General features: G+C 39.5%; 7 protein-coding genes. 3 read left to right on the plus strand and 4 right to left on the minus strand.

The window, feature by feature from the left end:
- Positions 1-453 precede the first annotated feature (453 nt).
- Positions 454-2,031, plus strand: a complete 1,578-nt coding sequence (locus WA1_RS31205; RefSeq protein ID WP_017740380.1) for an NAD(P)H-quinone oxidoreductase subunit N — start codon at positions 454-456, stop codon at positions 2,029-2,031.
- Between the two features lie 238 nt (positions 2,032-2,269).
- Here WA1_RS31205 and WA1_RS55620 read toward each other — a convergent pair whose 3' ends face one another.
- The gene (locus WA1_RS55620; RefSeq protein ID WP_148662799.1) at positions 2,270-2,470 is read right to left on the minus strand and encodes a hypothetical protein; all 201 of its coding nucleotides are present in this window, start codon (positions 2,468-2,470) and stop codon (positions 2,270-2,272) included.
- 713 nt (positions 2,471-3,183) lie between these two features.
- On the opposite strand from WA1_RS55620, the gene WA1_RS31215 reads away from it, so the two are divergent.
- Together WA1_RS31215 and WA1_RS31220 are read left to right on the plus strand one after the other, a co-directional pair.
- Complete coding sequence (locus WA1_RS31215) at positions 3,184-4,152, plus strand: terpene synthase family protein (protein WP_017740378.1); 969 nt, start codon at positions 3,184-3,186, stop codon at positions 4,150-4,152.
- Positions 4,153-4,162: 10 nt separating this feature from the next.
- Positions 4,163-5,497: a cytochrome P450 gene (locus tag WA1_RS31220; RefSeq protein ID WP_017740377.1), complete on the plus strand. Its 1,335-nt coding sequence runs from the start codon at positions 4,163-4,165 to the stop codon at positions 5,495-5,497.
- Here the strand turns inward: WA1_RS31220 and WA1_RS31225 are convergent, their stop codons facing one another.
- The 3 genes from WA1_RS31225 to WA1_RS31235 form a co-directional block, all read right to left on the minus strand.
- Positions 5,498-11,218, minus strand: a complete 5,721-nt coding sequence (locus WA1_RS31225) for a trifunctional serine/threonine-protein kinase/ATP-binding protein/sensor histidine kinase (RefSeq protein WP_017740376.1) — start codon at positions 11,216-11,218, stop codon at positions 5,498-5,500. It abuts the gene before it with no gap.
- Between the two features lie 61 nt (positions 11,219-11,279).
- Positions 11,280-11,516 (minus strand): hypothetical protein, encoded by a 237-nt coding sequence (locus tag WA1_RS31230; protein WP_017740375.1) that lies wholly within the window; start codon positions 11,514-11,516, stop codon positions 11,280-11,282.
- 228 nt (positions 11,517-11,744) lie between these two features.
- Complete coding sequence (locus tag WA1_RS31235; protein WP_017740374.1) at positions 11,745-12,368, minus strand: response regulator; 624 nt, start codon at positions 12,366-12,368, stop codon at positions 11,745-11,747.
- Positions 12,369-12,371: the final 3 nt, after the last annotated feature.

Consider the following 12,371-nt stretch of genomic DNA (forward strand, 5'->3'; position numbering starts at 1 on the left):
TGGGGGTGAAATTTCCGACCTGCTTGTTGGCAAAGCCTATCCCAAAGGGAGAGGCGGGTTTATCAGGGGTGGGAATTTCCAGTTATTTTAATCTTTAACTTAAAATCGGCGTTTTTGACGAGTGCTATTTTCAAAATCCCCCTCAAGGTTTTATCTTAAGCCTATTGTCATTATTCAAATTTAGTACCCCACTTTGAGGGATAAAAGCAATTTCACTCTAGCACCACCAGAGCGGATACCGGGCATCAGCATCGCCTCATAGAGGAACAAGCACAAATTGTACGAGAAAGATAGCACATTTTATCTGCCTGTTTAAACTTAAACATAATTTAACTTAAGGGGAGCGCTCGTTTAATTCACAAAGGCTAACAACTGTTGGTGCAGCGATCGCAATGATTCAATAGAATGAAACAGTAGGATCTGAACGCCTAATAACCAAAACCTACATAGCTTATGGATTTTGCTAATCTTGCTTCCCAGTTAAATGCTGGAACCATATTGCCAGAGGGAATTGTCATTCTTACCCTCTTGGGGGTTTTGATTGTTGACTTGATTGTAGGGCGGACATCCTCACGCTGGATTGGGTATCTAGCGATCGCGGGTTTGTTGACTGCTATTGTCGCCCTGTATTTCCAATGGGATAACACAGATCCCATTTCCTTTCTTGGTGCCTTTAATAGTGACGACCTCAGCATCGTCTTTCGCGGTATCATCGCTTTGTCTGCTGCCGTGACGATTTTGATGTCGATTCGCTATGTCGAACAAAGCGGCACTGCTTTAGCCGAGTTTATAGCGATTTTGCTTACCGCTACCCTAGGAGGAATGTTTTTATCAGGGGCTAGCGAGCTAGTGATGATCTTCATCTCTCTAGAAACCCTCAGTATTTCCTCTTACTTGCTCACAGGTTATACAAAGCGCGACCCCCGTTCTAATGAAGCAGCACTAAAATACTTGTTGATTGGCGCTTCAAGCACAGCAGTGTTTTTGTATGGGGTTTCGTTGCTTTATGGCTTATCCGGCGGACAAACACAATTGAGTGCGATCGCCAATGGAATTGCCACATCTGGCTTCGGTCAATCTCTGGGCTTAGTCATTTCTTTGGTGTTTGTAATTGCAGGAATTGGCTTCAAAATTTCTGCCGCCCCCTTTCATCAGTGGACACCGGACGTTTACGAAGGCGCACCCACTCCAGTGATTGCTTTCTTATCCGTTGGTTCTAAAGCTGCTGGATTTGCCCTAGCTATCCGCCTGCTGACAACCGCCTTCCCCCTAGTCGCTGAAGAGTGGAAGTTTGTCTTCACTGCCCTCGCCGTTTTAAGTATGATTTTGGGTAACGTAGTCGCCCTTGCTCAAACCAGCATGAAACGGATGTTGGCTTATTCTTCCATTGCTCAAGCCGGATTTATCATGATTGGCTTGGTAGCAGGTACTGAGGCAGGGTATTCAAGTATGATTTTTTACCTGTTTGTTTACCTGTTCATGAATCTGTGCGGTTTCATCTGCGTAATTCTATTCTCTTTACGGACAGGAACAGACCAAATCACAGAATACTCTGGTTTGTATCAGAAAGACCCACTCCTCACTTTAGGATTGAGTATTGCTTTACTCTCATTAGGTGGTATTCCACCACTAGCCGGATTTTTCGGCAAAATCTACCTGTTCTGGGCTGGTTGGCAAGCCGGAGAGTACGGTTTAGTCTTGCTTGGCTTAATCACTACTGTGGTTTCCATCTACTATTATATCCGTGTTGTCAGGATGATGGTAGTTAAGGAGCCTCATGAGATGTCTGACGTAGTTAAGAATTATCCAGACGTGCGTTGGAATCTACCCGGTTACAGACCCATACAGGTAGGGTTGATTGTAACATTAGTTGCCACTTCCGTAATTGGGATTTTATCAAATCCCATCTTCACGCTGGCTAACAATTCGATAGCGAATACTCCTATTTTGCAGTCGATTACACATTCAACGGTTAAAGCGGAAAGTGTTCCTACCTTGTTAGAGGAAAATTCTGTCAGTCTTAACCCGTAATTTGGTTGACGCTTAAGTAGATCAAGATCCCCGACTTCTTTGAGAAGTCGGGGATCTTGTAGCATTTGCCCACCTACATATGTTTCAAAAATCAATTGAACGAAGGAAGAAGAAAGAAGAAAGAAGGAAGAAGTTTTGTTTTTATATGTGGATTCTGACCCCAACTCAAAACGGGCAACCCTAAGGGGATGGGGTTTTAAACCCCTATAGAAAGAAGTTTGTTCGCGAAGCGTGCCGTCTATGCCGAATACGGCACGCTTCGCGAACGGCATAGAAATTCCAACTTCGGTCCTTCCTTCAAACTTCTTCCTTCGGATAATATTCTTTTCAAATAAAGACCTGCAACAGACGAATCCAGCGATCGCACAATTTCAGTATTGGCAATTGAGCCACTCTCCGCTCGCATATAGACGGAGATTTGAGCAAACTTGGGACTCACTTTTCGCTCTTCTTAACTATCTGATTAGAAACAATGGGGGCGCAGCGGCATTGCACCCCTAAAGTCTAAAACGACCATTATCCATCGATCCATATAATACTCAATTTGTACAGTGCATAGGTCTTATATATTTTGTAGGCTTAGAAAAATTAAGACTTCATGACAATTAAGTAAATATACTAATATAAAATTCATTAAAATAACTAAAAATTTAACAAAATCCTGAAATAAATGTGCGGTTTTAGAGTTGACAACAGAAAACTTACGTAATTTCCACAATTAATAAGCTTTGTCTTCATAATTTCTTTATATAACCTAAGGGAAAATACGCTGTTTTACTGAGTATTCATTAAATTTATAAATATAGGAAGTTGCGGATGTAATAAATATAAAAAAAATCAAAGATTATATAAGAAAGATTTTTTGAAGAAATAGAAATTATCTGAAACACTACAAAATGCAGGCTTAATTTAAAATTAAAGCCTGTATAAAGTGTCCTAGTTCAGCCTTTTTTTCAAAAATGAAAGATTGAAAATCTTGGAAAAATCAGATTTCAACAAATTATTGCATTGATGGATAAGGACTTAACTTTGCTCTATCTTTCTCCGCAAAGTTTAGCAAATTTGCAAGTATCGACTCAAAAGAATAATAACACCCACTGATTTCAGAGCGTGTCAATTTGTTCTAGATTTCTGTAATTGATCAAAGGTTTTATGGCTCAATTAACTTTCCCTAAATTACACTGTCCATTTCCATCTCAAATCAATCAACACGTTGATGTGATGGGCGATTATTCCTTAGAATGGGTGTTGCGCTTCAATTTACTAGCTAAAGAATCAACTTACCGTCGATTTTCTCAATCAAAATTCTTTTTATTAGCTGCACGTGCATATCCAAGCTGCGAGTTGGAAGAATTGAAAATTGGAAATGATTGGTTAAGTTGGGTGTTTATTTGGGACGACCAATGCGATCTATCAGAGTTGAAAAAACAACCTGAAGCCCTGAAGGTTTATCACAAAAGATTTTTGGAAATCTTAAATGGAGCAGAACCTACAAGCAATGATATACCTCTAACTCATGCCTTGTACGATCTGCGACAGAGAACGGTTCAAAGAGCGAGCAAGGAATGGTTTCGTCACTTCCTCCTTTACTTTGAAGAATACTTTCAAGGATGCGTTGAAGAAGCAGCAGTCCGCGCACAAAATATTGTGCCTGACGTTGACACTTATATGATGATACGCCGAGCAAGTGTAGGGGGAAATCTTTTTCTAACAGTCAGTGAATTTTGCAATAACTTCATGCTGAGCAATTTTTTACGAAATCACTATTTTGTAGACAAGCTCAAGCTAATGACAATTAACGTTCTTGCTTGGTGTAATGATGTCTTTTCAGCCTCTAGAGAAATGGCTAGTGGTGATGTACATAACATAGTCTTAGTACTGCATTATCAACAACAGCTTTCTTTAGAAACCTCAATCGAGCGTGCTGTTATCATGCACGATAAAGAAATGGAGTCTCTTGTTAGCTTAGAAGCATCTATGCCCGTTTTTGGAAACGAACTGGATACGGAATTGGCACAATATATCTCCATTATGCATGCTTGGATACGTGGCAATCTAGACTGGTATTCTTATACCGATCGCTATCAAAGTGTAGAAATGTTGGAACCAGTGAAATACTAAGATACGTAACATGACCTTAACTATTAGCCAACAATCTCTACCTTTACCTCCTGGTAGCTTTGGTCTACCTATAATTGGTGAAACGCTTAACTTTCTGTACGATACACATTACGTTGAAAAGCGACAGAAGCAATACGGAGCGATTTTCAAAACCAGCTTATTTGGATATCCTACAGTTATCGCGATTGGAGCAGAAGCCAATCGCCAATTGTTTACCCATGAAAAAATGCATCTTTCTAGTAGATGGCCTGAGTGTACTAAGGCGTTGCTAGGGACGGGGTCTTTACTTATCCAAACAGGTAACGAGCACCAAAATCGACGCAAGATTTTTCATAAAGTCTTCCAACCAAAAATTATAGAACAGTCCTTTTCCAGCATAGAAAGTATCTCCCGCAGTTATTTAGACAAATGGGAACGCATGGGTACATTAAACTGGTTCCCAGAACTGAGCAAATTCTCTCTTGATGTTGCCTGCAAGTTTCTCATAAGTTTGGATACTTCTAACGATGACCATTTCAGTAAATTGTTTGAGAAGTGGGGAGACGGTCTATTCTCTATACCAATAGCTTTACCTTGGACTAAGTTCGGTCGAGCATTACACACTCGCAAGCAACTACTGATACGCATTGAGGAAATTGTCCGAGAGCGTCAGTCGCGATCTCATCCAGGTCAAGATCTTTTGGGGATGCTGTTGCAAGCGCAAGACGAAAATGGGAATAAATTAAGTTTGCAAGAAGTCAAAGAACAAGTCTTATCGTTTCTATTTGGGGGTCACGATACAGCAGCATCAACGCTGACATCAATGTGTATGTTTCTAGCACAGTCTCCGGAAGTTTTCGCAAATGCCCGTGCAGAACAACGACAGTTGGGGTTGGAGGAACCGCTAACAGTAGAAAGCCTAAAGCAGATGAACTATCTGGAGCAAGTTCTTAAAGAGGTTTTGCGAGTAAATCCCCCTGGTGCTTTTGGTTTCCGCAAAGTCACGAAGGAATTTGAAGTCAACGGTTATCGCATTCCCCAAGATTGGACTGTAGTCTACTTGTTTAAAAGAACTCATCAAGACACTTCTGTCTATACACAACCGGAGTGTTTTGACCCACAACGTTTTGCACCAGAAAGGGCTGAGGATAAAGCAAAACCATTTGGTTATTTACCTTTTGGCGGTGGGCTGCGAGAATGCCCCGGTAAGGAGTTTGCCAAGTTGGAAATGAAACTGTTGGCAGCAATGTTGCTACGCGAGTATAAGTGGGAACTGGAACCGGGACAAAATTTAAATTTCGTTCAGTTTCCCACACCATACCCTTATGATGGTCTTAGGGTTAAGTTTCGCCGCCTTGCCTCGTAGTTAATGTAGAGACGCGCCATGGAGCGTCTCTACTTGTCTTAGCGGAATTTGGACTACAAACTCTGTTCCCTCGCCAAGAACAGAATTGTAAGTTAAACTACCCCTGTGTTTATCCACAACAATCTGATAGCTAATTGATAATCCCAACCCCGTACCACTTCCGACTGACTTGGTGGTAAAAAAGGGATCGAAGACTTTCTGACGTACATCCTCAGGTATCCCAGCACCATTGTCAGCAATCCGAACCAAGACCTGATTATTGTTTGCTAGTTCAGTCCGAATGCGAATTGTTGGTTTGTAGCCGTCGCACAAACGTTTAGCTTGAATTTCACTGCAATCGTGTAAAGCATCAATTGCATTGGCAATAATATTCACAAATACTTGATTGAGTTGACTGGGATAGCACTCAACTAGCGGAAGTTGACTGTATTCTTTAATAACTTCTATCTCAGAGCGATAAGCCGACTGCCTACAGGCTTCAGCCGTATCGCTTGGCGTGCTTTTTACCTTAAATCGATGGTGTAGAATCATCAAAGCGTTATCGATTCCCTCATGAACATCTACAGGTTTCATGTCTGCTTCATCCAAACGAGAGAAGTTGCGTAAGCCCAAAACAATATTCCGAATACGTAGGGTTCCTACTTTCATGGAATCTAAAAGCTTGGGCAAATCTTCTTTTATGAAATCCAAATCAATTTCAACCACTTTTTCCCGAACGAGAGAGGAGGACTCTGAAAATTCTTGCTGATATATAGTAATTAAATTTAATAAGGATTCCACGTACTCTGCAGCGTGACTAATATTTCCATGAATAAAATTAATGGGATTATTGATTTCATGAGCAATTCCCGCTACCATTTGCCCTAAGGAAGACATTTTTTCACTTTGGATTAATTGCGTTTGGGTGTTTTGTAACTCTTTTAAAGCTCTCTTCAGATGCTGATTCTTTTCATTGATTTCCCGTGTTCTCTCGGTCACTTTTTCTTCTAACGTGCGGTTGTATTCTTCCAATCGCTCGTTAGCTCGTGCTAAATTCTGGTAGAGTATGGCATTTTCTAGAGAGATTGCTGCTTGAGTAATGATGAGTTTGAGAAGTTCCACGCGAGCGCGTGTAAATGCTTCTGCTGTTAAATTATTTTCTAGGTAAAGAATACCAAGTAATTTACCTTGGTTGATAATCGGCATACACAAGAGACTTTTAGGCTGCTCGCGAACGATGTAGCTATCAGTACCTAAAACTGGTTTAGCTTTTAAATCATCAATGACGAGGATTTCCTGTGTTCGCTTGACGTAGTTAATTAAAGTTACGGGAACGTCACTGCTTGATTCCAGACAGATTGAGGGAAACTCTGTGTCGCTCCGCGCACTTGTTGAATTTGAACTGATTGCAGAAACCGTAAGATGTACGTCCGTTGCTACGCGTTCGCTCTTAGCGCAAGCTCTACCCAGCTTATCGCGAAGCGCAAGCTGTACCCAGCTATAGCCTTCACTTAAAATGAGAGCACACTTTGAAGCACCTGCATTTTCCATCACCACTTCCATTAAAGTAGATAGCAACTGCTCGAGTTCAATTTCTCCAGACAGAGCAATAGAAGCTTTTACAACAGATGCCAAATCTAATGAATCGGAAATACTGGTATTTGAACCAAGAACAGTTTGATTGGAGCTACTGGTGGAGCGGGATGTGCTACTCTCAATAGAGCTATTCGTTCCTGGTTCGGTATTGAGTTGTCCTTGTTGAAGAATTGGAGCAAGGAATTGAGCATAATGCTTTTCTAAATCCTCAACTTTAGCTTTTGCTCCCCAACGAATATAGCCATAATAAGCATCTATTAAGTAAATTTTTGCAATTTTTAGTTTGCCCCACTCCAGATAAAACTTAGCAGTTAGTTCGTTCGCAAGAGCCGCTTCATGTACATACTCATTGTCTTGAGCAAGGGTAATTGCTTGCTCGTAACTATTCATGGCTTCAAGATATTGACCTATAACCCTATACCGCTCTGCTTCTACCAAATAAAATTTATGCAAATAATTCATGGGGGCATGAGTTGCCCATTTCTGAATTTTTTCTTGATTAATAGCTACCTTTTCCAGAAGTTTTGCTTTTTCTAATTTATTCGCTTTAGGATATACTGCCAGACTTACCAGGGAATCGTAGAAATGAAATTCAACAAGAACTAAATGCCCGACTGCAACGTCTATATACTTCTCTAGATTGACAGCATTTTCAACTGCCTTATTGTAATCAGCTAGTAAATAACACAGTTGCAGCTTACATAAATACAAATGTACAAGCCCAAGACTGTCATTAGCTTGCTGATGATATGTTATCATTTCTCTTTCATTATAATACTCACCTATTAAGTCAAATTGATTTTCCCGCTTATTTAATAAATTTAAGACAGTTTGCAGGTAGATATTATTCCAGCCTAACACCATGATTTGATTTGTTTGCTCAATGGCATGGCTGTGATTTTCTATTTGCTGCTTGAGCAGTGAAAGTTCCCCACCCATGAAATATACATAGTAGGAGTAACAATAAAGAGCATAAGCTGCATATTCTAAACTTCCTGTTTCTAAACTAATAGAATAAACTTCTAAAAGAGAAGGCAATATTTCTCGAATATGCTCTTTCCAATGTCTGATAGTTCCATTAAATCCCATAACAACTTGTGGTATGGTATCTTTAACCTGGAATCTAGCCAACAGATCTAAAGATAGTTTGCCTAATCGGTAGCCAAACTCTATGTCTCCCACAACTCCACAGAGTATTATTGCGTAACGAGTATAGACAAGGGCAGACAAAGGAGAAGTTCCATACTTAAGTGAGAGATTGATTTGTTTAAACACGAGCAAAGGAAACAACTCAGGTACAGCTTGATAGGCAAAACTAGCGACATTAGATAGAATACGCATAGCAGCTAGTGAATGAGGTTCGGTCATCTCCGGGTAATCGATTAAGTCCTCAATACGTCTGCCAGCTAAATTTGATGTAAGTTCTGCCATTTCTAAGTGAATATTTGTTTGGTTGGGGCGATCCGGAAACTCAATACCCAAAAGTTTTAAAAACCCCACTGCAACATCGATTGCTTGTCGCGGTTTATTCTGTGCTCCATTAGCCTGAATCTTAATCTCATAAACTTTGACTCGATCTAATAGTGTTTTTGCTTGTACCAATACCACTTCTATCAATTGCTCTACCAGTTCAAAGTTACCACTCAGGTATGCTGCTTCTGCGGCTGTTTCATGCAAAGCAAGAGTAAAATCATAATTGGTTTTCCAGGTATCGCTTGCTAGTAATTGAATACTGGTAGTTAAATATTGAACTGCAGCTATGTAAGCTGTTGATGCTAAAGCTTTGCGACCAGCAATCAAATTCATTTGTGCCAGTTCATTGCGATCGCCTTGATTTACAAGTAGTTTTGATGCTATATTTAACTGGCTAACTAAAACAAAAATATTTTCTTTCCTTTCCTCAACAGAAAGATTGCGAAGCAGCAATTGCCCAATTTTCAAGTGAATGGACTGTTTGCGATCGTTAGGAATGAGAGAATAGGCAGCTTGCTGTACCCGATCGTGTACAAATTTATACTTTTGTAATTCCCCGTTAGGAATTGATGAGAGTTCGCTGTCATCAACAAATAACTGATAACCTGCTTCAGGTAACACAAGACCTTCAAGTAACGATTGCCATAAATCTACTGCTGTATCGACTTCAGATTTTTCATAGATAATAGCAAGAGTTCTTAAATCAAATTCATTACCTATGCATGCAGCCAGTTTTAAGACTGTTTGAGTTTGGCTTGGCAACTTCTCTAGTTGAAGCGCCATAAATTCTACAACATCATCTGTGAAAGCTATGGCTTTAATTTCGTTAATATTGTACTGCCAAAACCGATGAGAATGCTCAAATTTTAAGATGTCTTTATTATGTAAGTATTTAAGAAATTGATGGGTAAAAAATGGATTACCTTTTGTTTTATTAAAAACAATTTTCGTTAGAGGAAGATCTGTAAATTCTTGGCAATTAAGCGCATCATGAATTAAATTAATTAAACTTTTATAACTTAATTCTTTTAAATGAATTTTATTTATTAAAATTCCTGATTTATCTAGTTCATTTATAGTAATATATAGAGGATGCATTTGAGAAACTTCATCATCTCGATATGCACCTATAAATAAAAAAGCTCCCTCAGCTATAGTTTGCTTGTCTTGATTTCCAAAGTAGTTAGACCGCTCTTCCAAAGAAGTATTTTTACTGCTCAATAATTGAATAACTTTTAAAGAAGTTGTATCTGCCCATTGTAAGTCATCCAGAAAGATAACCAAAGGATGTTCTTTTGTGGTAAAGACTTTAATAAACCTCTGAAATAATAAATCAAACCGATTTTGAGCAGCAGTTCCAGAAAGTTCAATCACTGGTGGTTGAGGTCCAAGGATGACTTCGAGTTGGGGAATAACATCAACAATTGCTTGAGCGTGTTCGCCTAAAACTGACAAAATTTTAGATTTCCACTGTTGAAGAACGGCATCAGGTTCACTTAACAACTGTCTAATTAAATCTTGAAAAGCTTGTAAAAATCCTGATAAAGGAATATCGCGTTGAAATTGGTCAAACTTACCTTTAATAAAGTAGCTGCGCTGACGAACAATTGGTTTGTGAACTTCGTTGACAACAGCCGTCTTACCAATACCAGAAGGACCTGCAACCAACACTATTTCAGATGTACCACCTGTGACTCGCTCAAAAGCCGCGAGTAAAGTTTCTACTTCCTGTTGACGACCATAGAGTTTTTCAGGAATCAAAAAACGATCTGAAACATCCTGTTCTCCCAACTGAAATGATATGATGTTTCCAGTTTCTTGCCACTGCTGCCTGCATCTCTCTAAATCGTGTTTTAGCCCGAAAGCACTGTGATAGCGATCTTCAGCATTTTTTGCCATAAGCTTGCTGATGATATTTGATACAATTAAGGGAAGATCAGAATTCAGAGAATTAGCCTGAGGTGGAAGTTTTGCAATATGGCAATGCACCAACTCCATGGGATCTTTTGTTGTGAAGGGTAACTGTCCCGTCAGGAGTTCAAAAAATGTGACGCCAAGAGAATAAAAATCGCTACGATAATCAATCCCTCGGTTCATTCTTCCTGTTTGTTCGGGGGAAATATACGCGAGAGTACCTTCTAAAAAGTTGGGATTTGTCAGTTGTTGAATTTCTTTCGGTAAGAGACTAGCAATACTAAAGTCTGTCAGTTTAACTTCAGATGTTGTGGGATTAATGAGAATATTGGCAGGTTTCATATCCTTATGAATGATGCGATGAGCGTGTAATTCATGAAGGGTAGAGGCAATCTGAATGGCTATGTCAAAAAATTGTTGTAGAAATGCTGTATGCGTAGTCTCTACACTACTGATGTAATCTTTTAAGGAACGACCGCCAAAGTCTTCCAGGATCAAAACATAACTGTTACGATAGCTTTCCAAGCTATACGGTTTGACAATACCTGTAATGTTGAGGTTTTTTGCGATCGCATACTGTTTGCGAAACTGAGCAATTTCATGAAAGGTTGGGTATTCATTCCGCATCAGCTTTAAGATAACCGATTGTTGGTCTTTTTCTCGAATACCTTGATAAACCAGGGTTTTGCTTCCCGAGTAAATTTGTTGAGTTATGCAATAGCCAGGAATAGCAAAAATTGGCTCTAGGTGTATCAACATTTACATTAAGCTCTGGATAATATATTTGTAGTTTAGTATTCCCCAGACCACAGTCTTTCTATCATTTTAAGGACGCAGCATCAGCCCATTGTAAATCATCAAGAAAGAGAACCAACTGATTGCGGAACTGAGCAATTTCAAGCAAAGTTGGGTACTCAGTCCGCATTAATTTAATCACGATTGGTTGTCGATCTTGTTCTCGAACACCTCGATAGACTAGGGTTTTACTTCCAGAGTAAATTTGTTGAGTGATGCGATAACCAGGAACAGCAACAACTGTATTTGATAGTACAAACATTTAAACCAATGCTTGCAATAATATATCCTTTCTTGAGTATTCCCAAAGACATAGAGGTTGTATCATTTTTTAGCAAAATAAAGTTATAAAAATCCTGCGTCTTTCTTGGCGACGAGTGCGACTTTGCGTGAAGTTTTAATGATTCAGTCAGAGATGATATGAAAAATCCAAACGCCGTACCTTATGTTGAGTACAGCGTTGGAGAAATATTATCGCGATACTTTTTTGTTATTTAACTTTTTGTTTAATAAAAGTTACAACCTGATTGAGTTGTTTTTTCAAAGCATCAATTTCTGTCTGCATTTTGGCAATTTTTTCATTCAATGCTTGGATTTCAGCAGCCGAAGACCCGGACTCAGTGGAGGTAACTGCCACTCCATTGGTTACATTGGAAGTTGCGGCTACTCCATTAGAAGTTACAGCGACTCCATTGGAAGTTGCGGCTACTGCTACCTGAGTGGGTTCAGGACGTGGCTGTTTAGCCTTGGTCATGGCGGACTTAATTGCGCCAATCAGTTGCTTTTGGTCAAAAGGTTTTCCCAGAAACTCAAAATATTCAAAGGGTTCTGGAATTTTCTCCGTAACCTCTTCCTTACGACCAGACATAATGACTAAAGGAATCTTTCTTAAGTCACTATGGGCTTGGATCTCTTGAAACACTTCCCATCCAGTTTTTTTGGGTAGTAGGAAATCTAGCATAATCAGGCTCAGTTTTTCCTGACGAATTAAATTTAATCCCTCTACACCATCTTTTGCTTCCAAAACTTGGAAGTTCCCTGGTGGTAACATTTCTCGTACTTTTACCCTGACAACTGTAGTGTCATCGATAACTAAAATTTTGTTACTGGTCACGAC

The sequence above is a fragment of the Scytonema hofmannii PCC 7110 genome (genome assembly GCF_000346485.2).
GTDB classification, from domain to species: domain Bacteria; phylum Cyanobacteriota; class Cyanobacteriia; order Cyanobacteriales; family Nostocaceae; genus Scytonema; species Scytonema hofmannii.